General features: G+C 70.3%; 15 protein-coding genes. 11 read left to right on the top strand and 4 right to left on the bottom strand.

The annotated features are described in order from the left end of the window. Positions 1–7: 7 nt before the first annotated feature. The 3 genes from AC2CHE_RS01725 to AC2CHE_RS01715 form a co-directional block, all read right to left on the bottom strand. A complete protein-coding gene (locus tag AC2CHE_RS01725) occupies positions 8–1,714 on the bottom strand; it encodes a hypothetical protein (RefSeq protein WP_484503161.1) in 1,707 nt (568 codons plus the stop codon). A gap of 321 nt (positions 1,715–2,035) precedes the next feature. Beyond that, positions 2,036–3,628, bottom strand: coding sequence for a xylulokinase (locus AC2CHE_RS01720; protein WP_484503093.1), 1,593 nt, complete (start codon positions 3,626–3,628; stop codon positions 2,036–2,038). A 4-nt stretch (positions 3,629–3,632) separates the two neighbouring features. Further along, positions 3,633–5,930, bottom strand: coding sequence for an aminotransferase class III-fold pyridoxal phosphate-dependent enzyme (locus tag AC2CHE_RS01715; RefSeq protein WP_484503160.1), 2,298 nt, complete (start codon positions 5,928–5,930; stop codon positions 3,633–3,635). Between the two features lie 150 nt (positions 5,931–6,080). On the opposite strand from AC2CHE_RS01715, the gene AC2CHE_RS01710 reads away from it, so the two are divergent. Further along, positions 6,081–7,262, top strand: a complete 1,182-nt coding sequence (locus AC2CHE_RS01710; protein WP_484503092.1) for a PucR family transcriptional regulator — start codon at positions 6,081–6,083, stop codon at positions 7,260–7,262. Positions 7,263–7,268: 6 nt separating this feature from the next. Here AC2CHE_RS01710 and AC2CHE_RS01705 read toward each other — a convergent pair whose 3' ends face one another. Then, positions 7,269–9,530 carry a hypothetical protein gene (locus AC2CHE_RS01705; RefSeq protein ID WP_484503091.1) on the bottom strand — a complete coding sequence of 754 codons (2,262 nt, stop codon included), beginning with the start codon at positions 9,528–9,530 and terminating at the stop codon, positions 7,269–7,271. A 559-nt stretch (positions 9,531–10,089) separates the two neighbouring features. Between AC2CHE_RS01705 and AC2CHE_RS01700 the strand changes: the two genes are divergently transcribed. The 10 genes from AC2CHE_RS01700 (at position 10,090) to AC2CHE_RS01655 (ending at position 23,056) form a co-directional block, all read left to right on the top strand. After that, positions 10,090–11,124 carry a glycoside hydrolase family 11 protein gene (locus AC2CHE_RS01700; protein ID WP_484503090.1) on the top strand — a complete coding sequence of 345 codons (1,035 nt, stop codon included), beginning with the start codon at positions 10,090–10,092 and terminating at the stop codon, positions 11,122–11,124. Positions 11,125–11,383: 259 nt separating this feature from the next. Then, positions 11,384–12,277, top strand: coding sequence for a DUF1996 domain-containing protein (locus AC2CHE_RS01695; RefSeq protein WP_484503089.1), 894 nt, complete (start codon positions 11,384–11,386; stop codon positions 12,275–12,277). Between the two features lie 71 nt (positions 12,278–12,348). Further along, a complete protein-coding gene (locus AC2CHE_RS01690; RefSeq protein ID WP_484503088.1) occupies positions 12,349–13,032 on the top strand; it encodes a DUF305 domain-containing protein in 684 nt (227 codons plus the stop codon). A gap of 733 nt (positions 13,033–13,765) precedes the next feature. After that, the gene (locus tag AC2CHE_RS01685; RefSeq protein WP_484503087.1) at positions 13,766–14,215 is read left to right on the top strand and encodes a helix-turn-helix transcriptional regulator; all 450 of its coding nucleotides are present in this window, start codon (positions 13,766–13,768) and stop codon (positions 14,213–14,215) included. Between the two features lie 5 nt (positions 14,216–14,220). Beyond that, on the top strand, positions 14,221–14,631 hold the full coding sequence (locus AC2CHE_RS01680) for a VOC family protein (protein WP_484503086.1): 411 nt from the start codon (positions 14,221–14,223) through the stop codon (positions 14,629–14,631). Beyond that, positions 14,628–17,003: an ATP-binding cassette domain-containing protein gene (locus AC2CHE_RS01675; RefSeq protein ID WP_484503085.1), complete on the top strand. Its 2,376-nt coding sequence runs from the start codon at positions 14,628–14,630 to the stop codon at positions 17,001–17,003. Before AC2CHE_RS01680 ends, AC2CHE_RS01675 begins: the two co-directional genes overlap by 4 nt. A gap of 276 nt (positions 17,004–17,279) precedes the next feature. Beyond that, positions 17,280–18,779 carry a SulP family inorganic anion transporter gene (locus tag AC2CHE_RS01670; RefSeq protein WP_484503084.1) on the top strand — a complete coding sequence of 500 codons (1,500 nt, stop codon included), beginning with the start codon at positions 17,280–17,282 and terminating at the stop codon, positions 18,777–18,779. 478 nt (positions 18,780–19,257) lie between these two features. Next, complete coding sequence (locus AC2CHE_RS01665; RefSeq protein WP_484503083.1) at positions 19,258–20,913, top strand: hypothetical protein; 1,656 nt, start codon at positions 19,258–19,260, stop codon at positions 20,911–20,913. Then, positions 20,913–21,998 (top strand): hypothetical protein, encoded by a 1,086-nt coding sequence (locus AC2CHE_RS01660; RefSeq protein WP_484503082.1) that lies wholly within the window; start codon positions 20,913–20,915, stop codon positions 21,996–21,998. Before AC2CHE_RS01665 ends, AC2CHE_RS01660 begins: the two co-directional genes overlap by 1 nt. Then, positions 21,995–23,056, top strand: coding sequence for a pectate lyase family protein (locus AC2CHE_RS01655; RefSeq protein ID WP_484503081.1), 1,062 nt, complete (start codon positions 21,995–21,997; stop codon positions 23,054–23,056). The genes AC2CHE_RS01660 and AC2CHE_RS01655 overlap by 4 nt, the downstream gene beginning before the upstream one ends. The last annotated feature ends 77 nt before the right edge of the window (positions 23,057–23,133 follow it).

The following is a 23,133-nucleotide window of genomic DNA, read 5'->3' as shown; positions in this document are numbered from 1 at the left end:
GTCCGCCTCAGTCGAGGCGGTACACCAGCGCGCCGGCTATCTCCTCGCGGGTGATGCCGAGGCCGTCGACCGGTCGGGCGGGCAGGCCGTCCCAGGGGGTTCCGGCGAGCCGATCCGGCAGGACGACCACCGACCGGATGCCGACCTGCCGCAGAAGCGCGATGCTGACCGGGTCGGGAAACTCGGTGGTCACCGCACGGATCTTTTGTTGACTGGCCGGCAGGAAGGTCACCGAACCGTTGGCGACGCGGGGAAATCCGTCGGTGGTCCAGAGCATGATGTCGGATTCGGCCACCCCGTTGCTGGGCAGGACCAGTATCGGTTCGGTCGCCGCCCGCAGCGCCGGCGGGGCGGTCGGCACGGTGGGGTGCGGCGTCCGGTTGACGCCCTCGACCAGGACCAGCAGCAGGGGCAGCAGGAGCACGACCCCGCTCACCGACCTCGGCCACCCGAGCCTGGGGCGCATCCGTCCGAACTCGCTTATCGCTCCTGCTGCCAGAATGGCGAGCAGCAGGCTGGTCCACATCATCAGCCGCCCCGGGGTCCGTAGCGCGTCCCATCCGGGCAGCAGCCGCGACAAGGTCAGGTATCCCGGGTCGCCCTGACCGACGAGGTTGGTGCCGAGTCCGAGCGCGCCGCTGACCAGCACGCCGAGCCCGAGCAGGACGCGGTGGCGCACCCGGAACGTCGAGTAGCTCAGCCCGGCCACGGCCAGCACGATCAACGTGACGCCGGGCAGCAGCGCCATCTCCGGCGGCCAGGACAGCTGGGCGCGGGCGGCCGCGAAGTGCTCACCCCACAGCCACGAGTCCGCGGGCGCGACGAAGTATCCCTGCAGGGGTGGGGAGAACATCTCCGTCCAGGTCAGATCCCGGTGCGCCTCCGGGTTCAGCTCCACCACCCGCAGGAAGGTGATCCCCAACCAGATGCACACACCTCCGAAGGCGATCCCACCGAAAAGGTTGGCCAGCACCACCCGGCGACCCAGCAACCAGGTGCCGGTCCGCCAGCGGGCCCAGCCGACCGCCACGAGAACGACCAGCATGGTGCCGGCCAGGAAGTACGCGAGCGGCAGGCCGATCGCCAGGCCCAGGGTCAGCTGCCAGGCGGCGACCAGCCAGCCGGCCAGGATCCATCCGGGGCGGTGCAGCGCCGGTCGGTGACCGCCGCGCAGGGACCAGCCGTGGCCGCGAGCCAGCATCGCCAGGCACAGTGCGACGCCGCCGATGGAGAGGATGTTCAGATGCCCGCTGTGCGCGAGCCGCCACGGCGCGAAGGCCCAGGCGACGCCGGCCACGGCCGCCGCCGTCCGGACACCACCCAGTTGGCGCACCAGGGCGTACGCCCCGAGGCAAGCGAGTGCGTGGGCGAACACGTAGAGCAGGTTGTAGCGGAAGATGGCCGCCGCCACGCCGTGGCCGAACAGACCGGCCGGCGCGTAGCCGAGCACGATGTCGGTGTAGGCGTACGTGTAGAGGTCTGGGAAGAACGTATTGGAGTGCCAGAGGTCGAGGGGGTCGGTGACCAGCGCATGCCCGACCCAGGCGACCTGCCACGCCTGCAGTGGGGGATCGCCGATGTCGCCCGGGATGGTCGTCCACGGCTGCTTGAGCGTCGGCCAGGTGAGGACAACCGCCACGACCACGCTGGCGACAGTCGCCACCGTCCATTCGTGACGCAGCACCCGCGAGGCCACCCGAGCGGCCCCCGCCAGCCGGCCCTGTCCGTCGCGAGGCTGGACTTCCGCTGCCGCCCGTTCCGGTTCGGCTTGCTGAAGATCAGCGGATTGGGTCCCGAGTAGCCTCCGGCGTATTGCCTGCACGTATCCTCCACTCGATGGCCGGCGCCAACGTCATAGCGTCGCATCGATCAGAGGATAAAAGCCATCATTGATTATTACCGAAACTTCCAGGCGGGCATCGCGGCCGCCAATCCCGATTAGTGGGAAACGGGTAAAAGAGCTAATTATAAATATATCAAGTAAAACCGAAGGTCACTCAAACACCAACGACGGCTCGGTGGCTGTTTCGGCAGGTCAGCTGCGGTTGAGGCGTCGGTACACCGGGGCTAGCCGCCGGTGCAGCTGCCGGTAGACGTCGAAGACCCCGTCGTAGCCGGACCGGTGCGCCAAATCGGGCGTGAAGACCCGGTCGGTACGCATCAGGCCCGGGATGTCGGCGAAGGTGAGCTGCCCGGTGCCGATTCCGCCGATCCAACCCGCCCCCCGGGCGTTGACCGCGAGCGGCTGGGCGTCGCGGCGGATCTCCACGCCGAGCACGTCGGCGAAGATCTGACACCAGGAGTCCGACAGCGCCCCGCCGCCGGTGATGGCCATCGAGGTGACCGGTGCGTCGAGGAACCGGTTCACCGCGCCGAGCAGCCAACGGGTGTTGAACGCGACCCCCTCGAAGACGGCCCGCAGCAGGTCGGAGCGGTTGGTGTCGAGGGAGATGTTGAAGAATCCGGCGCGCAGGTTCGCGTCGTCCACCGGGGCACGTTCGCCGTACAGCCAGGGGGTGTAGAGCACCCCGTTCGAGCCCGGCGGCACTGTCGGAATGATGGTGTCGAAGGCGTCGAAGAGGGTGCCCTCGTCGCGGCTGAGGTGACCGGCGCTGAGCAGTGGGTCGTCGTACTCGACGATCTTGTCCCGCAGCCAGGTCAGGTTGGCGCCGGCGGTGGCCTGGAGGGCGGTCATCAGGTAGCGGTCGCCGATCGCGCAGGGCACCGAGGCGATGCCGGCGGCGACGTCGGTCTTCTTCCGGGGCACGTGGGCCGCGATCCAGGAGGAGGTCCCGACGTACAGGTGCGGCTCGTTGTCGCCGGTGGTGCCGGCGCCGATCGCCGCGGCGGTGTTGTCGATCGCACCGGCGACCACCCGCACCGTCGCGGGCAGACCCAGGTGCGTGGCGGCGGCCGGTGTGAGCGTGCCGATCACCTCGGTGCAGGCGACGATCGGTGGCAGTTTGTCCGCGTCGATGCCGCTGTCGGCGAGCAGGGCGGGGGAGTAGCGGATGTCGCCGGGACGCCGGTTGTCGGTCACCCACGAGGTCAGGATGGAGTCGACGGTGGCCACCGTGCGTCCGGTGAGCTTCAGGTTGATCCAGTCGAGCACGTTGAGGAACGTCGCCGTGCGCGCGTACACCTGTGGCAGGGTGTCGCGGACGAACAGCATGTGCGCGGCGGGGTCCTTGCCGGTCGGTGAGGGCATGCCCCCGGTGAGCCGCAGCCAGCGGGCGATCCGGCGCACCGACATCCCCTGGTAGGCGGGGAAGCCGCCGAACTGTCGTCGCAGGTGCGGCGCGCCACGCATGTCGAGCCAGCTGATGCACGCGGTCAGCGGTTCACCGGCGGTGTCCACCGCGATGGTCCCCTCGCCCTGGGTGGAGGCGCACAGCGTGGCGACCGCCCGCAGCTGCTCGGGATGGTCGCGTCCCAGGTCGGCGGCGACCTGCCCGAGCGCCGTCCACCAGGCGAGCGGATCCTGCTCCGCGCCGCCACCGGGCAGCACCCGCAGCGGGACCGGTCGCTCGGCCCAGCCGGTGACCGTGCCGTCGGCGGCGACCAGCGCGGCCTTCAGCGCCGAGGTGCCCAGGTCGATCGCGAAGACCTGCGGCGGGCTGGCGGCCACCGGCTCAGACCCCCTCGACCAGTGCGAAGACCTGATCGAACCGGGCGAGCGCGTCGTCGATGACCTCGTCGGTGTCGGCCATCGACGTGTACATCCGCGAGCCGGCCAGGGTGACGATGCCGTGTGCGGTGTAGGCGGCCCCCATCTGCTCCATCAGTCGCTTGCGGGTCTTGTTCTCCTTCAGCAGTTTCACCGGGTTGCGCATGTCCAACAGCATCACGCCGCTGCACTCCAGGTGCACGATGGACCCCTGGTTGTACGCCACGTACGGCAACCCGTAGGAGTCGATCAGCCGTTGCAGGCCGCCGGTCAGCCGGTCACCGGCCCGGCCGGCGATAACCGGTGCGTTGGTGCGGGCCATCTCCTCGATGGCGAAGTAGCCGGCCGCGCAGGACAACGGGTTGGCCGACAGGGTGCCGCCGACCTGGATGTGCGCTCCGCTCTTGCCGTCCAGCCCGGATCCGAAGACCGCCATCACATCGGCCCGCCCGCCGACGCCGCCGGCCATCGGGTAGCCGCCGGAGACCGCCTTGCCCAACACGGTCAGGTCGGGGGTGACGCCGAAGTAGCCGGCCGCGCCGCCCAGCCCGAGCCGGAACCCGGTGACCACCTCGTCGAAGATCAGCAGCGCGCCGAACTCGTCGCACAGCTCCCGGACCCGGGCGTTGAAGTCGCGCGGCGCCGGCCGGGTACCGGACTCCGGGCCGACCGGCTCGACCACCACCGCCGCGGTGCCGCCGCGCAGCCGGTTCTCGATCAGCTTGCGCTTGAGCTGACCCAGGTAGTGCGGAAATGCCTCCCGGGTGCGGGCCGTCGCACCGAAGGGAATGCCCTTGGCGTTCATCCGGTAGGTGCCGGGCACCCGCAGCCCGTAGACCATCGTGTCCGACCAGCCGTGATAGGCGCCACCGACCTTGATCACCATCTTCTTGCCGGTGAAGGCGCGGGCACCCCGGACGGCCGCCATCACCGCCTCGGTGCCCGAGCCCAGCGACCGGTACATCTCCACGTGCGGCAGGAACCGGTGGATGATCTCGGCGAGCTTCAGCTCGTACTCGTGGAACAGCCCGGTCACCGGGCCGGAGTCCCGGACCACCTCGGCGACCCGCTCGTTGACCGGGCCGTAGTTGCTGCCCAGGATCGTCGGCCCGCCGGCCTGGAGGAAGTCGATGTACGTGTTGCCGTCCCGATCCACCAGGTAAGCGCCGTCGGCCTTGTCCATGGCGAGCGGGAACGGATAGTTGAACGCCAGGTTGTGCTGCACCCCGCCGGGGATGCGCCGCCGCGCCCGCTCGGTGATCTCCTTGCTGCCGCGGCACTTGGTGTCGAAGTAGTTCAGCACGTCGCGCATCGCGTCGTGGCGCAGCCCGCGTACCGGCTGGGTGGTCAGCGCCTTCAGCCGACGCATCACGTCGTCGACGTCGGGGTACTCGCTGATCGCGTACCCGAGCCGGGCCGACTCCGCGCCCGGGAGGCCGCCCGGCGGGCCGCCGGTCCTCCCGGTGCCGTCCGTCGCGTCCGGCGACGTGCCTGCGGTGCGGCTGGCGGCGACCTCGGTGGCCGCCGCGTCGGCGCTGGGTAGCTCCTCGTCGGCCGGTACGCGCAGCGGCTCGACCGCCTCGGTGAGCTGCGCGGCGATCCGCTTCTCGTCGGCGCGCAACTTGCTGAAGGCGATCTCCCGGATCGCGGTCGGGATGGTGTGGATCTTTCCCGCCTCGCTGGTCAGCGCCAGCAGGTAGGCGATGGACACCTTCTCCAGCAGTGCCATGTTGAACACCGCCCGGTCGGGGTCGGTGCCGACGGCGACCACCCCGTGGTTGGCGATGATGAAGGCGTTGTCCCCGCTGGCCACCTTCTTCTGCACGTTGCGGGCCAGGAATCCGGTGCCGGACGGGGCGTAGTCGATGATCGCCACCTCGCGGCCCAGGAAACGCACCTGCTCGTCGGTGAGCGCCGGAATCGGCTTGCGCAGGAAAGCCAACGCCGAGGCGTACGGCTGGTGGGTGTGCACGATCGCGTTGACGTCCGGCCGTTCCCGGTAGATGTTGGCGTGCATCCCGCACTCGATGGACGGCTTGAGGTCGGCGCCGGAGTCGTCGGGCAGGTGCCTGCCGTCGAAGTCCACGATGCAGATGTCCTCGACGCGCATCCGGTCGTAGTCGTAGTTGCTCGGGGTCACCGCGTACCGCCGGTGGCCGGGCACCCGGACCGAGACGTTGCCCTCGGTGGCCTTGAGGTAGCCCCGGGCGAGCATGGTGCGGCACATGTCGACGACGTGCTGACGGGACAGGCGGTGCTGCACGGCGTACTCCTCCGTCGGTTCGTCGGCCACCGGGCGGTCACCTCCGGTCGCCGGTCGGCTCCATCGTCGCGCGGCTTGGCGGACCGAATCACCGTCCCGCCGGCAGCGAGAATCGCCGCCGTTCCTATCCTGTCGTGACAAAATCGCCGGGTGATCGCGCCTGTTTCCGCGACTCCCTGGCGACACCTTCCCGCCGATCTGGGTGCCGCGATGCGTCCGCACCTGCCGGCCACCGTGGCCGCCGTCGCGGTCGCCGTCACCGAGACCACCCCCGCCTTCGCCGGCATCGCCGACGACAAGTTCGCCCGGGACGTACGCACCGCCGTGCAGGTGGCCCTCGACCGCTTCCTCGACCTCATCGGCACCGGGGAGCCGGCGCTGCCGCCCCGGTTCCGGGAGGTCTTCGTCGGATTGGGCGCCGCCGAGGCCCGCGAGGACCGGGGTCCGGAGGCCCTGCTGACCGCGCTGCGGACAGCGGCACGACTGTTGTTGCGTACGGCGTCGCAGTCCCTGGCCCGGCTACGCCCGGTCGACCCGGAGGAGCTGATCGACCTCTCCGACGCGGTCAGCGCCTACGTGGCCGAGCTGGCCGCCGCCAGCACCGACGGGTACGCCCTGCAACTGCGCGAGCAGGCCGGGGAGGGCGACCGCCGTCGGCACCTCGCCGAGCTGCTGCTCCGCGGCGACGGCCTGCCCAGCGCCGTCGAGTCGGCGGCGGCCCGGATCGGCTGGGCGGACCTGGACGCGGTGGTGCCCGTCCTGCTGCCACCGGACCAGGCCCGCGACGCGCGGTTCCGGTACGGCCCGGACGGGCTGGTCATCGAGCGTGGCCGTGACGCCGTGCTGCTGCTGCGGACCGGTGCCCGGGCGAGCCGCGCCGCACTGGCCGAGGCGTTCGTCGGCCGGTCGGTGGTGGTCGGCCCGGAACTGGGCTGGCCGCAGACGCCGGCGGCGGTCCGGCTCGCGGAGCTGGCCGCCGGGCTGGTCGGACCGGCCTCCGGCCCGGTCTTCGCCGACGACCACCTGGTCGCGCTGACCCTGCGTGGCGAGCAGCGGGCGTTGGCGGTGCTCACCGAGCGCCGCCTCGCGCCGCTGGCGCAGCTGCGTCCCGCGCAGCGGGAGAATCTGGCGGCGACGCTCTACGCCTGGCTCCGGCACTGGGGCTCGCGCGCCGAGGTTGCCACCGAGCTGTTCGTGCACCCGCAGACGGTCAGCTACCGCCTCAAGCGGCTGCGTGACCTGTACGGCGACGACCTGGACGACCCGGCCGCCCGATTCGAGCTCCTGGTGGTGCTGACCAGCCATGTCGCCGGTCACACCGGTGGCGGATAGCTGCGTTCAGGTGGTCCGCCCCGGCGTGGTCGGGTCCTCCTCCGGGCCGGGTAACCGCTCGACCAGGTCCCGTACCGCCGCCACGAACAGTTCGTCGGACTCGTCGGGCGCATGGCCCCGGATCGGCGGCGGGACGCTGTCGCCCGGCAGGGCGACGAGGCCCTCGGGGTCGCGCAGTCGTCGGTCCACGGTCGCCGAGGGGCCGGTGACGGTGGGCGGCTCGTCGGCCCGGTGGGCAGAGAAGATCCACCCTCCGATCGGATCGGTATCGCGCCACAGGTTCACCCACCGCCAGCCGAGCCGGTCACCGACCTCGTGCAGCACCTCGTCGTCGATGTACGCGGGGAAGAGCCGAGCGTAGAGCCGGCGCAGCGGCGAGCTGTGGGTGAGCAGGGCGACCCGGTCGCTGACCTGCGGTGCCAGCTGGAGGACGGTGGCGGCGACCAGCACCGAACCCTGGCTGTAGCCGGTGACCACCACCGTCTTGCCGCTGTTCACCAGGTAGGTGATGCGTCGGGCCAGCTCCGGAACGGCCCGCTCGGCGTAGCAGGGCGGCGCGAAGGGATGGGCCGCGCGGGGCCAGAACGTCGCCAGGTCCCAGAGCACACCGACGTGCCGCCGGAAACCTGGCGTTCGGTAGGCGAAGATCCCACCGATGACGAGGGCGAGGACGGTCGCCGAGATCAGTTGGCTGCCGGCCCGGATGCTGAAGTCGACCAGGCCCGCTGGCACCCGGGCGTACCGCTGGATGACGTCGCCGGGATACCGCCCCAGCAGGTTGATCACGGTGGTTGCCGCGCCGAGTCCGGCGAGGCCGGCGTAGACCACGGCCAGCGCCGGTAGCCACTCGGTGAACCGGGCCCGTGCGATGACCTGCCGCACCTGCCGAAGCCGAGCCGCAGCCTGCGCCGACGGATTCGGAAAGTCGCGCGCCAGGATCACCGCTGCCGCACGGACGCGTCCGCGCCGGGACAGCAGGACCACCAGTCCGGTGACGACCAGCGTGATCACCACTGCCCGGAAGAAGCCGTAGATCGCCCAGGTGAAAGCGGGTGGTGGCCGAACGATGGCGCGGTCGGTGGCCGGTGCGCCCCGATCCAGCAGATCAGCCACCCGATGTACGAGTTCGGCCGAGAACGCCACGGCGATGCCCGCCCCGACGGCGGCGGCCGCCAGCGCGCCGAGGGCGCCTGACGGCCGGTGGCCCGGCCGCCGGCCCCGCCGCCATAGCAGCACCGAGCCCAGCGCGGCCAGCAGCCCGGCGTGCGTACCGAACAGCCAGGTGAGCGTGGGGGCATAGCCGGGCAGGCCGCGTTCCCCCGGCCACGGCGCGGGAGCGACGAGCACGTCGACGACGACCACGGTGGTGAGCCCGAGCGCGAGCGTCCGTAGCGCCCGGGCGACACCGTTGAGCCGACGGTTCGCGGGATCCCGCTCGACCAGCGGGGGAATGCAGAGCAGGGCGACGCAGGTGCTCAGGACGGCTCCGGTCGCGACCAGCAACGCGACGGTCAGGGGTCCGGGGCCCTGCGGGTGCGCGACCCGGGCGGCGAGCAGGCTGCCGGCGAGCGTGGCGAACGCCGCGGCGACGTGGATCGAGCGCAGCCGCCCCATCAGCGGCTCGGCGTCCCACTGGCCGACGGTGCTCAGCGGGTGCCCGGACCGGGTGCTTTCCGGTGGCCGTAACGCGTTGAAGGAGCGTCCGGGGCGGGTGCTGACCCACCAGATCAGCCCGATGGCGGCGGCCGGGACCAGCGCGAGCGTCGCCAGTCGCAACCCGGTGGGCCGTCCGCCAAGCCAGGACAGCCAGCTGCGGCCGGTCAGACAGGCCGGGGCCGACATGCACTGCCAGGCGATCAGATCCAGCGCCACCCCGACGGCGGTGAGCACGTACAGCGCCGTGAGGGTGAGACCGAGCACCCGGCACAGCGCCCGCACGGCCGGGTCGGTGGCAGGGTTTCCCGGGCGCATCCAGGCCGCGACGTTGAGCAGCATGAATGGCAACATGAACACCAGCGACAAGGTCCGGGTCACGGTGCCGGAGGGTAGATCACTCCAGCGGTACGCCTCCACGGTGCCGGCGCCCGTCCGGTCGCGCTCGGCATCGGCGGGACGGGCCCGGTAGAAGCCGGCGCTGCGATCTCCCGCCACCTGGACGGGTGTTTGCGACCCCTGGTCGGCCGCCGGGGCGGAGACCCCGTGCACCCGCAGTTGCACCACGTTCCCGGCCTTCGCCGCATCCCCCGCTCCCGCTGACCCAGCCGACATCGACCCTCCGGGAATTTCGGCAGTTCGTCCGCGCACGGGTGCCATCACCCGCAGCAGACCGGCCTACCCCACCCGAGCCGGTCCACGCCTGTGAGCCGAGATGGCGGCGTCGTCCCCGGATCCTGATCGCTGCGGCTCCGGTCACCGGCGAGGGCGGGGCCTGCCGCCCGCAGAGCATCCGGAAGGTAGCTGGAACTTCCGCTTGGCAGTGGCCTTGACCTGGCGTAACCGGTCGTTACCGCCCGTTGCGGTGACCGGCCGTCCTGTTGTTGCTGACCAGCGCCAACGTGCTCCCTGCGGTCGGTGGCTGGTCCCGGCAAGGTTTCGAGAGTATTTCCGGAAGTTGTTGACGGCTCGGTGGCAGCACGCCAATACTGTTGCCCATCGACGAATCTGGATGACCGTCGATTGTCGCTACCTACTCCGCCGGTCACGGTGCATCACGACCGGCAGACCACCACCCGGTACGACGTCGACTGTCGATGGTGGCCGACCAGCCACCGTGGCCGCCGGTTTCGTAGCACTGCTGGCCGTCGGTCAGCTGTCACGAGGAGGAAGCATGAACAACGTCCCCGTCCCACCACGAAGTCGCAGGCGTGGACGCCTCAGGTCGCTCATCGGTGCCGCCTGCGCCGTGGCGCTGATCTCGACCGGCACTGTCGCGATCTCGGCCAGCCCCGCCCAGGCCGAGGCCGACCGGCAGGTCTGCTCGAGCACGGAGGGCACCCACAACGGGTTCTTCTTCTCGTTTTGGAAGGACAGCGGCGACGCCTGCATGGTGTTGCGTGAGAACGGCCGCTACTCCAGCTCGTGGAGCAGGAGCACCAACAACTGGGTCGGCGGCAAGGGCTGGAACCCCGGTACCCGCCGCACGATCAGCTACTCGGGCAGTTACAACCCGGGCAACAACAACAGCTATCTCGCCCTGTACGGCTGGACTCGCAACCCGCTCGTCGAGTACTACGTCGTCGAGAACTTCGGTAGCTACAACCCGAGCAGCGGGGCGCAGCGGCTGGGCACCGTCACCACTGACGGCGGCACCTACGACATCCTGCGCAGCCAGCGGGTCAACCAGCCCTCGATCGACGGCACCGCGACGTTCTACCAGTACTGGAGCGTGCGGCAGCAGAAGCGCAGCAGCGGCACCATCACCACCGCCAACCACTTCGACGCCTGGGCCCGCGCTGGCCTGAACCTCGGCAACCACTACTACCAGATCATGGCCACCGAGGGCTACCAGAGCCAGGGCAGCTCGGACATCACCGTCCGGGAAGGCGGGGGCAACCCCAATCCCGACCCCACCACCACCACCGCCCCGCCGCCGGGCAACGGCAACTGCTCCGTGAGTGTGAACCGGGCCGAGGACTGGAACGACCGGTTCAACACGACCTTCTCGGTCAGTGGCAGCAACAACTGGACCGTCACCATCCGTACCAACGGCGGCCAGAGCCTGCAGAACAGCTGGAACGCCTCGATCAGCGGCAACAGCGGCACGATCACCGCACGTCCGAACGGTAACGGCAACAACTTCGGCATCACGCTCTGGAAGAACGGCAACAGCACCACGCCAACCGCGACCTGCTCAAGCGGCTGACCTGGTGCGCCGGGTGGGATGTCGACCTCGGTCGACACCCACCGCCGGCATTGGCAGTCGACGGGCCGACCCTGCGGGGTCGGCCCGTCGTTGTTGCCAGCAACTGCGCCTGTATTGACATCCATCGACGTTGGGGTGACGCTGGTCTGAGAGCGCTCTCTCGATCGCACCGCGACCACCACCAGTCCGGCCAGGGAAGCTCCGATGTCTACGGCGGCGGCGTCGGAAGGACCCTGACCCTCCCGACAGGAGCCATGAGATGGAACGCGCCGCACCCCACCCCGTCGGCCGCAGCCGGCTACGCCTCGGCACCGCTATCGGCGCACTGCTGGTGCTGCTCGGCAGCTACGTCGTGGCCACCACCGCGCCGGCCGACGCCGCCCCGGGTGTCAATGCCATCCGGGTGGCGGAGTTCCCGGCCGACTGCACGTACAGCCACCGGCTCCCGGACGACCCCATCGTCCTGCCCGGGCTGCCCGGCGCCTCGCACATGCACAGCTTCTTCGGCAGCACGGTGACCAACGCCCACACCACGCTGCCCGACCTGGTCCGCTCCACCACCACCTGCAACCCCCGGGTGGACGTCTCGTCGTACTGGGTACCGACCCTCTACCGCGACAACGTGCCGGTGGAGCCGTCCATCGCCACCTTCTACTATCTCGGCGAAGGGGTGCGTCCCGACGTCGTCGCGCAGACGCAGCCGTTCCCGCTGGGCCTGCGCCTCGTCGCCGGAAACGCCAGGGCCGCCGGACCGGGTGACAGCATCGCCCGCTGGTCCTGCCTGCACGCCGGGCACGTGCCGCCGTCGAAGGACTTCGTCAACTGCCCGACCGGCACCATGCTGGAGTCGTACCTTGACTTTCCGCAGTGCTGGAACGGCCGCGACCTCGACTCGCCGGATCACAAGAGCCACCTGGCCTACCCGGTGAACCAGGCCTGCCCGGCCAGCCACCCGGTGCACGTGCCGAAGCTACGGCAGGTGCTGCGGTACCCGGTCAACGGTGACCCGTCGCGGCTGCGGCTCGCCTCCGGGCCGGGCTACACGATGCACGGTGACTTCTTCAACGCCTGGCCGGTGGAGGAACTGGCCCGCCGCGTTCGTGACTGCATCCGTCCGGTCATCAAGTGCGGGCACGACGGTAGGCCGCTCTGAGTCGACAGGTGACACCCGGCGGCGGAGCCGGTCGTGCCGGCCCGCCGCCGGGCGCACGCGAAGGAGGTTGCGTGCGAGGTCCACTCGCCGCGCTGTTCGCCGCCCTGCTGCTCGTCGCCGGGTGCGACGCCGGAACATCGCCGATCACCGGAACGCCAACCGCCACGGGACCAGCGCCGCCGAGCACCGGGTCGCCGCCAGCCCTCGCGCCGGCGGCCGAGCCACCCTCGGCCGGCGGATCGCCCACCGCAGTGCTTCCCGGCACGCCCGGACACTTCAGCGCCACCGACATCGCCTGGCTGCAACTGTCGGTGGCGATGGCCGAACGGCTGCTGCCGATGCTCGATCTGGTACCGGGCCGGACCGCCGACCCGGCCTGGCGGCGGCTCGCCATCCGAATCGGGACCAGCGAGCGTAGCCATCTGACCCGGTCCCGGCGGCTGTTGGCCGACTCCGGCGCACCGGTGGTCAACCCACACGAGGGCCACGACATGCCCGGCATGGTCACCGACGCGGAACTGACCGCGCTGCGCTCGGTCACCGAGCGGGCATTCCACCACCTGGTCGCCGGGCACCTGCGGGCACATCTGACGCAGTCGGTGCGGATCGCCACCGCCGAGCAGCAGGCCGGGACCGACCCGGCGACCACCGCGTTGGCCGCGGCTGTGGTTCGGGCCGGCACCGCGGACCTCGCCCGACTCGACCACCTGGACCGGCCGCCGCCGCTTCCCCCGGTACCTGATCCACCACGGTGACGGAGGCCCCTGACGGCGACCCGCAGCCGCGTCGAATCGGCCACGGTCAGTCAGCCGGTAGACCGGGAGCGGGCCAGCGCGACCGGCCACCGTCGATCCGATCCGGCCGGCGCTCATGCTCACTGCTTGAGCAGCGATGTGCATGGTCGGCGGTGTGGCGATCCCGGCCGCCCCGGCCGGGGCGGCCACGAGGTCGGCGAGCACGAGCTTGACGGACATCATGTCCGTCTCCTCTGTGGTGTGTCTGGTCGTGGATCCGACGACACCGATCCCGTCGGCGGGCGTCCCGAGGTCATCCGGCTGGCGTAGGCACTTGCGCCTGCCGCAGCCGGCGTGACCGCCTGCCACGTACGCCGTAGCCGCCGCCCCACTACCGCGTTCGTGGTAGCCGGCCAGTCGTCCGTCAGCAGGAGTCGCCGGGCCGCGCCGGGGGAGAGCAGCCGGTCACGGTTGGAACAACTGGTGCTCCACGGCCGCCAGGACCGAACGCCACCAGCCACGACCGGCGGCCTCCGGGCAGGCGCCGCGACGGCAGCAAGCCCGGCCGCGCCACCGGCGAACCCAGCCGAACGGTCGACGCTGCGCTGCCGGCGCGGTCCGGGCGAGCGAAGCCGTCAGGGCGACCTCGGCGCCCACGCTCGCGGCGTATCGGCCGAGTCCCGTGACGCGCAATGACGCGCCGGGTGGCCGCCGAACTCGCCGCCGGTCGGACCGACGTGGCACGATCGCTCGGGTGACCAGCAGATGCACCACCGAACAGCGCCTCGGCAACCTGGCCCGGCTGCGCCGCGTGCGTGACCGCATCGACCGCGGGTACGCGCAGCCGTTGGATGTCGAGGCGCTCGCCCGTGGGGTCAACATGTCGGCCGGGCACCTCAGCCGCCAGTTCCGGCTGGCCTACGGCGAATCCCCGTACGGCTACCTGATGACCCGGCGCATCGAGCGGGCCATGGCGCTGCTACGCCGTGGCGACCTGAGCGTGACCGACGTCTGTTTCACGGTCGGCTGTTCGTCGCTGGGCACCTTCAGCACCCGCTTCACCGAACTGGTCGGCGTGCCGCCCAGCGTCTACCGGCGCGACGCGGCCCGCGCGACGAAGGGGATGCCCTCCTGCGTCGCGAAACAGGTGACCAGACCGGTCAGGAATCGAGAAGCAGCGGCCCTCGCGGCGCAGCTAGCGTGACCGGCATGGACATCATGATTCACGCCAGCTTCCTGCCGCACAACGACCCGGACGCCGCCCTGGCCTTCTACCGGGATCTCCTCGGCTTCGAGGTCCGCAACGATGTCGGCTACCAGGGCATGCGCTGGATCACCGTCGGCCCACCCGGTCAGCCCGGCACCTCGGTCGTGCTGCATCCACCGGCGGCCGATCCCGGGGTGACAGACGAGGAACGCCGTACCATCACCGAGATGATGGCCAAGGGCACCTACGCCTCGATCCTGCTGGCCACGCCCGACCTCGACGGCGTGTTCGAGCGGTTGCAGGCCAGCAACGCCGAGATCGTGCAGGAGCCGACCGAACAGCCGTACGGGGTTCGTGACTGCGCCGTCCGGGACGCCGCCGGCAACATGATCCGTATTCAGGAAGTGCGATGAGCGGGGACAACCGGTCGGTGCCACCCGCCGCCGACAGCCACGATCTGATCCGGGTGCAGGGTGCCCGGGAGAACAACCTCAAGGACGTCACCGTCGAGCTGCCGAAGCGCCGGCTCACGGTCTTCACCGGCGTCTCCGGCTCGGGCAAGAGCTCGCTGGTGTTCGGCACCATCGCGGCGGAGTCGCAGCGGCTGATCAACGAGACCTACAGCGCGTTCATCCAGGGCTTCATGCCGACGCTGGCCCGGCCGGAGGTCGACGTCCTCGACGGGCTGACCACCGCGATCATCGTCGACCAGGAGCGGATGGCCGCCAACCCGCGGTCCACCGTCGGCACCGCCACCGACGCCAACGCCATGCTGCGGATCCTGTTCAGCCGGCTCGGCAAGCCGCACATCGGGTCGCCTCAGGCGTACTCCTTCAATGTCGCCTCGATCAGTGGCGCCGGCGCGGTGACCATCGAACGCGGTGGCACCACGACGAAGGAGCGGCGGAGTTTCAGCATTACCGGTGGCATGTGCCCGCGCTGCGAAGGCACCGGGCGGGTCACCGACATCGAGCTGACCGCGCTGTACGACGACAGCAAGTCGCTCAACGAGGGCGCGATCACCGTGCCCGGTTACAGCATGGACGGGTGGTACGGCCGGATCTACCGGGGCAGCGGCTTCTTCGACCCGGACAAACCAATCCGGAAATACACCAAGAAGGAGCTGCACGACCTGCTCCACAGGGAGCCAACCAAGATCAAGGTTGACGGGATCAACCTGACCTACACGGGTCTGATCCCCCAGATTCAGAAGTCGTTCCTGTCCAAGGGCGTCGAGGCGATGCAGCCGCACATCCGCGCCTTCGTGGAACGGGCGGTCACCTTCACGATCTGCCCGGACTGTGGCGGCACCCGGTTGAGCGAGGCGGCCCGCTCATCGAAGATCGACGGCGTCAACATCGCCGACGCCTGCGCGATGCAGATCAGCGATCTCGCCGAGTGGGTGCGCGGGCTGCGCGAGCCGTCCGTGGCGCCGCTGCTGGCGTCGTTGCAGCACACCCTCGATTCCTTCGTCGAGATCGGGCTCGGCTACCTCAGCCTGGACCGGCCGTCCGGGACGCTCTCCGGCGGCGAGGCGCAACGCACCAAGATGATCCGCCACCTCGGGTCGTCGCTGACCGACGTCACCTACGTTTTCGACGAACCCACCATCGGGCTGCACCCGCACGACATCCAGCAGATGAACCGCCTGCTGCTGCGGCTGCGCGACAAGGGCAACACCGTGCTCGTCGTGGAGCACAAGCCGGAGACGATCGCCATCGCCGACCACGTCGTCGACCTGGGCCCCGAGGCCGGCACGGCGGGCGGCACCGTCTGCTTCGAGGGCACCGTCGAGGGGCTGCGGTCCAGCGGTACGCTGACCGGCCGCCACCTCGACGACCGGGCCACCGTCAAGAAGTCGGTGCGTACGCCCACCGGGCACCTGCCGATCCGCAAGGCCTCGACGCACAACCTGCGCGACGTCGACGTCGACATCCCGCTCGGGGTGTTGGTCGTGGTCACCGGCGTCGCCGGGTCGGGCAAGAGTTCGCTGGTGCACGGGTCGCTCCCGCCCGGTGCCGGGGTGGTGTCGATCGACCAGGGCGCTATCCGTGGCTCGCGGCGGAGTAACCCGGCGACGTACACCGGGTTGCTCGATCCGATCCGTAAGGCGTTCGCGAAGACCAACGGGGTGAAGCCGGCGCTGTTCAGCGCCAACTCCGAAGGCGCCTGCCCCAACTGCAACGGCACCGGCGTGATCTACACCGACCTGGCGATGATGGCCGGCGTCGCCACCATGTGCGAGGAGTGCGAGGGCAAGCGGTTCCAGCCATCCGTTCTGGAGTACCGCTTCGGCGGCCGGGACATCGCCGAGGTGCTCGCGATGCCGGTGAGCGAGGCGGCGGAGTTCTTCGGGTCCGGCGAGGCGCGTACGCCGGCCGCGCACCGCATCCTCAGCCGGCTCGCCGAGGTCGGCCTCGGCTACCTCAGCCTCGGCCAGCCGCTCACCACGCTCTCCGGCGGTGAGCGGCAGCGGCTCAAGTTGGCCACTCACATGGCCGAGCAGAGCGGGGTCTACGTGCTCGACGAGCCGACCACCGGGTTGCACCTCGCCGATGTCGAGCACCTGCTCGGTCTGCTCGACCGGCTCGTCGACTCCGGCAAGTCGGTGATCGTCATCGAACACCACCAGGCGGTCATGGCCCATGCCGACTGGATCATCGACCTGGGTCCGGGCGCCGGTCACGACGGCGGCCGGGTGGTCTTCGAGGGCACTCCCGCCGATCTCGTCGCCGCCCGGTCCACCCTCACCGGGGAGCACCTCGCCGCCTACGTGGGCGGCTGAGCCCGTTCACCCACCCGTGGCGCAGTCCCACCCTACGGTGATGATCATCACTGTGGGGTGAAACCCACCCTCTCCGCAGGGTAGGTTTCGTGCTGGTCGTCGAGGTGCGGCTATGGTCCCTCGCGATCTTCCTTGAGCGGTGCTTTCCGGGCGACGATGCTCGGAAACGGTCCGGCCCTGCCCGACCGGCACCGGTGTGCGCGGATCACGTCGGTCCCGGACGGGAGCGGCATCGTGTGTGCGCCCGACGCGTACACCCTGAGTGGAAACGGCTGTATGTCTTCGATGCTGTCCGCGGTCGCCCGGCCGCGTCTGTCCCGCCCGTCCTGGCTGTCGCCGAAGGTGTTCCGGACCGAGGTTCTCGCCGGGCTGGTGGTGGCCCTGGCATTGATTCCGGAGGCGATCAGCTTCTCGATCCTGGCCGGGGTGGATCCGCGGGTCGGACTGTTCGCCTCGTTCACCATGGCCGTGGTCATCTCGATCTGCGGCGGCCGGCCGGCGATGATCAGCGCGGCGACCGGCGCGATCGCCCTGGTCGTCGCGCCCCTGGCGAAGGAGCACGGCCTCGACTACCTGGTCGCGGCGGTGATCCTGGGCGGGGCGATCCAGGTGCTGCTGTCCGCCCTCGGGGTGGCGAAGCTGATGCGGTTCATTCCGCGCAGCGTGATGGTCGGCTTCGTCAACGCGCTGGCCATCCTGATCTTCGCCGCACAGGTGCCGTACCTGCTCGGGGTGCCGTGGCTGGTCTATCCGCTGGTCGCCCTCGCCCTGGTGATCATGGTCGGGCTACCCCGACTCACCCGGGCGGTTCCCGCCCCGCTCGTGGCGATCGTCGTGCTCACCGTGATCACGGTGGCCGCCGCGGTGACCGTACCGACCGTTGGCGACCAGGGTGAACTGCCGAACAGCCTGCCCACTGTCGGGCTGCCGCAGATCCCCTGGACGATGGACACCTTGGCGCTGATCGCCCCCTACGCCGTCGGTATCGCGCTGGTCGGGCTGATGGAGTCCCTGATGACCGCCAAGCTGGTCGACGACATCACCGACACCCACTCCAACAAGACCCGCGAGTCCTGGGGTCAGGGCGTGGCCAACATCGTCACCGGCTTCTTCGGCGGCATGGGCGGCTGCGCCATGATCGGCCAGACGATGATCAACGTGAAGGCGTCCGGTGCCCGGACCCGACTGTCGACGTTCCTGTCCGGTGTCTTCCTGCTCATCCTGGTCGTGGCGCTTGGCGACGTGGTCGCCACCATCCCGATGGCGGCCCTCGTCGCCGTGATGACCATCGTCGCGGTCTCCACCTTCGACTGGCACTCGGTCGCCCCCGCCACGCTCAAGCGCATGCCACTGGGCGAGACCCTGGTCATGGTCACCACCGTCGCCACCACCCTGGCCACCCACAATCTGGCCATCGGTGTCGTCGCCGGCGTGCTCACCGCCATGGTGATCTTCGCCCGCCGGGTCGCCCACCTCGTCGAGGTCACCAGCGTGCTCGACCCCGACGGCGGTACCCGCATCTACTCCGTACACGGCGAACTCTTCTTCGCCTCCAGCAACGACCTGGTCTACCAGTTCGACTACGCCGGCGACCCTGACAAGGTGATCATCGATATGAGTCGTGCCCACGTCTGGGACGCCTCATCCGTCGCCGCCCTGGACGCCATCACCACCAAGTACGCCGACCGCGGCAAGACCGTCGAGATCGTCGAACTTAACCAGCCCAGCGCGGCGATCCACGGCAACCTCGCCGGCACCCTCAGCGCGGGCCACTGATGCCGCTCGCCGTCGGCCTGAGCGTCCGCACCACCGTCACTACGAACAGGTAGGGCTCATCGTCTCGTCGGCCCGCACCGACGGCGGTGTCCGCCGCTGCACCGACCCCGACGTGGATCGCCTCGGGGTGGTCGAACGGATGAACGGGTACCGGCCCTGCGGTCGGTGCCACCCGGGGGGAGTGGGACGAATGCGCAGACGGACCTCGTTCCGATGTCGCGGGTCCGGTGCAAGCTGGCCGTCTTCAGCGGTCTGAGCCTCGTCGCGCTGGCCGTCGGGCTGCCCGGCTGGTCGATCGCGGCGCTGGTGCGGACCGGCCACCTGTTGTCCATGCAGTGTCAACCTGAACTCCGCCCAGCGCCGGTACCTTGCGTTCTCCGTGCGTCATGCCGGACCTGCCCGGCGGGCGCGTCACGGTGCGCGCCAACGAATTCAGACACATGCTCAGACGGGTATGCGGGGGAAGGCGGTTCTTCGGGTGTGGCTCGGGGCTGAAAAGAAGGAGTTCGAGGCCTTCCTCGATTCCGCTGACGTTTACTGGCGCAAGAACCTCGGCTCCACGACGTCCCAGAACTACCTCATCGTCGAGGTGTTTCACCAGGACATCAGGGTGGCGATGCGCAATCTGTCGGTCGCCAACGCGATCCGCCGCATCGTCCCCGCCCAACTGGTCGTCGTGACCGGGGTGGAGCAGATGTGGCACGAGGCGCTGTGGACCGAGTTCGACGTGAAGCTGGTCGAGCGGATCGCCGCCGCCTACGGTGCCAGCCAGGTCATCGACCTGTACCGTCTCGTCGACGGGCCGGCGAACTCCGCCACTCCGGGTGCCGTGCCGGTGGAGGTGTTCGGACGACCGCTGCCGCCCGGCGCGCCGATCAGCGAGGAGACCCTCGCCGAGTTCGTCAGCGCCACCTACTGCCGGGTGACCAAGCGGCCCCGGCCGCCGGAAAACCCCACCGCCGACCCGCGCTACCGCCGACGGCAGGCGCTGGCCCGGGCCATCTCCTCGGCCTACGACGCCCTGCTCGGCAGCGGCTCGGTGGTCGCGTTGGTCACCAGTCATGTCGACTACGACCACTGGGGGCTCGCGGTGGACTCCGCCCGCCGGGCCGGGGTGCCTGTCGTGCACACCCAGCAGACGGGGTGTCTCAAGGCGTACGCGCTGTTCCCGGAGAACGACACCGGTGAGCACACCTTCCGTGGCGAACTGACCCACCAGATCGGCGCCTTCTTCGAACAGCGGGTGTGGTCGCGACGCCACGAGGTGCGGCGCAACGCCGAACTCGTCGCCTGGCGGTCGAAGGTCAACCTGGGTCGGCCCAGCTGGTGGCGGGGCGGTGCCAGCGCCTCCGTCGACATCACCAACAGCGGTGAGCGGGCCCGGCTGCGTACGCACTTCGCGGCACGCCTGGGGTTCGACCCGGCTCGTCCGGTGGTGGCGGTGTTCAACCACGCGGTGTCCGATGCGCCGGGCACGAACCACCAGTCCTTTCCCACGCTGGCCGACTGGTTCGAGGAGACCGCCCAGTTCGCCAGCACCGCCACCGAGGTGCAGTGGCTGTTCCAGGACCATCCGAGCCAGTTCCGCTACGACAGCACCGACTTCTTCGATTCGGTCGCCCGACGGTACGCCCGACACCGGCACATGGTGTTCCAGCCCAGCAAGGACCTGAGCAAGAACGGTCTGTGGAGCCTCGTCGACCTCGGCGTGACCGTGCGCGGCAGCGTCAGCAACGAGCTGCCGGCGTACGGCATCCCGGTTATCCAGGCCGGCTGGTCCGAGTGGAGCGAGTGCGGGCTTTCCACGGTGGTCAACGATCGGGAGACCTACTGGAAGGCACTGGACGCGGCGATCAGCGCCATGCTCAACGGCGAGGAGATCATCTCCGCCGACCAGGTCGAGCGGGCCCGCCTGTGGTTGTGGTTCTACCGTAGCGCCACCGACCTGTTCACCCCTCAGGTGCCGCACTGGGAGGTCTGGCCGGCCGACTACCTGCTGCGCGCGGTGCGGACCTCCTTCCGGCACATCGAGAGCGACGCGGACCCGGTCTTCGAGGCCGTCGAGCGCATGTGGAACCGGCGTGAGCCGGTGCTGACCCGGACCGACCTCCAGGTGCCGGGGGGTGTCCGGTAGTGGCGATCGGTACGTGGTTCGCCACCGAGTTCGACGAGCCGATCCCGGCCCGGGAGCTTCCCGCGACGTTCACCTCGGGTGGAGATCCCGAGGTGTTGCTCGCCGACCAGGTCGCCCGGGGCGTCGCGATCGTGGGCCGGGTCCAGCGCCGGTCCGGCGCCGTTGTGCTCAAGGTGCGCACCGACGGCCGCCAGGTCCGCGTCCGGGTCGACCTGCACATCGACGGTGCCTCGCAGACCGCCTGGTCGCGGGCGGCGGCACCGGTTCGGGGCATGCGCGAGCTGCCGCGACTGGTCATGGTCCGGGCCCAGGGCGCGGACCGGGCCGCCGCCCTGATCAGCCGTCAACGGGGACGGTTGCGGATGGTGGAGGCCCACGCCTGGGTGGAGTTCGATCTGCGGGCCGACGAGGTGGGCGACGACGGCCTTCTGATCATCGAGGTGATGGACGGCGCGTTGCCGCCCTGGGCGTCGACGGAGCTCAGCCCGTCGGCGGCGATCGGCGTTCGGATCAACCAGGTCGAGATCGTCGCTATCGACGCGGTCGAACGGCGCGACGGTGCCGCTCGGCTCGCCGGTGCCGCCGCGCAGTTGGCCGGGCTCGTCAGTGTCGGCGGCCTGGTCGGGGCGCGGGGTCGTGGACAGGGACACGCCCGGTCGAGGTTCGTCGTGGTCAACGCCGCCGACCCGACCGTACGGTGCCGACTGCGGATCGCGGCCGCCACGGCCCCACCGGCCGCGGTGCGTCAGCCGAGCCAGAAGTGGCTGCGCCGCCAACAGGGCCAGACCGTGTTGAAGGCGTTCCGGGTGGTCCAGCGTGGGGCGGGATACGCGTTGTTCGAAGCGTCGCCGTTCACCCGGCCGCCGCACCCGGACCGGCTGGTTGTCCGGGGCGTACATCTGGTCGACGGCACCGAATGCGAGGTGAGCGCCACCCCGCAGGGCGAGGACATCCTCGACGTGGTGGTCGAGCGTACGGCGCCCGGTCCGGTGCTGGTCGGGCTCGCCGAGCGGGACACCCCGACGGTGCGGCGGCGGGTCGCCGAGACCGTCTGCCAGCTCGTCGAGCTGGAGTGCCACCCGTGAGCGAGCACCTCCGTCACGACCTGACGCTCAGCGATGATCCAACGGCCAACCGGCGGGCCCTCGAACAAGTCCTGGCGTCCGGGATCGGGGGCACCCTCCGACTGCCGGCGGGCACCTTCTCCCTGGACCGGGGCGTGGTGCTCCGCTCGGGCTGGACTCTCACCGGCGCCGCGCACGGACCCGGGCCGGTGACCACGTGGCTGACGTCGTCCTCGTCGGCCGGCGAACCCATCGTCCACGTGCTGGGTTCACGGGTGACGGTCCAGGACATCGGCTTCCGCCCGCCGCCGTGCGCGCCGGGCGAGCACGGCGGCGACCGGGGCACCGCCATCACCATCGGGAACTATCTCTACCCGGCGGAGACGGAGTGGATCGAGGACATCCAGATCCGACGCGTCCAGGTCGAGCGCCACGACGAGCGCGCCGCCAACTGTGTCGCCATCATGGGCGCGGTACGCGACGTCACCATCAGTGACGTGTCCATCGTCGGCGGCTGCACCGGCATCGCCGTGCACTGGGGTGCGGTCGGCGACGGTGTCGAGTCGATCGTCGGCCCCTCCTACCATCCGCACCACCTCGACATCCGTGACCTACGCGTGTCCGACGCGTTCGAGGGGTTCTACCTCAGCTCGGTGCACGACGTGACGGTGGACCGGGTCCACCTGAGCGAGGTCGAGATCGGCTTCCGGCTGCTGCCGGGGGACAACACGGACCGGTTCCACTCCGGCGGCGACAACCCGGTCGGCGCGCGCATCCGCGTCTGCGGCGCGTACGTGGCCTGGAACGGTCCGTTGTACGCCGTCCGGATCGCGGGCTGGGGACGCAGCGAGATCGACCACTCGGTCCGGGTACTCGATTATCGGGACGTGGTGGTCCGGGACTGCACGTTCGTGCCGCTGCCGCTCGCCACGACCGGGTCCGGCGAGGCGCGGCGTCCGCGGTCGCCCGTCGTCGTCGAGCAGGCCTCCGGTGTGATCCTGGAGGGGATCCGCGTCGACCTGCGGGCGGACCCGGCCGGGGCTGGCCCGCAGGGCGTACCACACCGACCGGGTCCGTAACGGCCCGGACCGCCCGGCGTAGCGCCGCGACCGCCTGTCCGGAATCCGTCTCGGCCCAGGCTTGTCATCGTCCACCT

The organism is Micromonospora sp. ATLC16 (genome assembly GCF_057196645.1).
Note: the sequence above shows the minus strand (reverse complement) of the source record. Positions and strands in the feature narration are given on the sequence as shown.

Coding starts and splice junctions, on each gene's coding strand:
- AC2CHE_RS01705 (WP_484503091.1), bottom strand. CDS start 9,530: ATGTCGGCTGGGTCAGCGGGAGCGGGGGATGCGGCGAAGGCCGGGAAC.
- AC2CHE_RS01700 (WP_484503090.1), top strand. CDS start 10,090: ATGAACAACGTCCCCGTCCCACCACGAAGTCGCAGGCGTGGACGCCTC.
- AC2CHE_RS01695 (WP_484503089.1), top strand. CDS start 11,384: ATGGAACGCGCCGCACCCCACCCCGTCGGCCGCAGCCGGCTACGCCTC.
- AC2CHE_RS01680 (WP_484503086.1), top strand. CDS start 14,221: ATGGACATCATGATTCACGCCAGCTTCCTGCCGCACAACGACCCGGAC.
- AC2CHE_RS01675 (WP_484503085.1), top strand. CDS start 14,628: ATGAGCGGGGACAACCGGTCGGTGCCACCCGCCGCCGACAGCCACGAT.
- AC2CHE_RS01670 (WP_484503084.1), top strand. CDS start 17,280: ATGTCTTCGATGCTGTCCGCGGTCGCCCGGCCGCGTCTGTCCCGCCCG.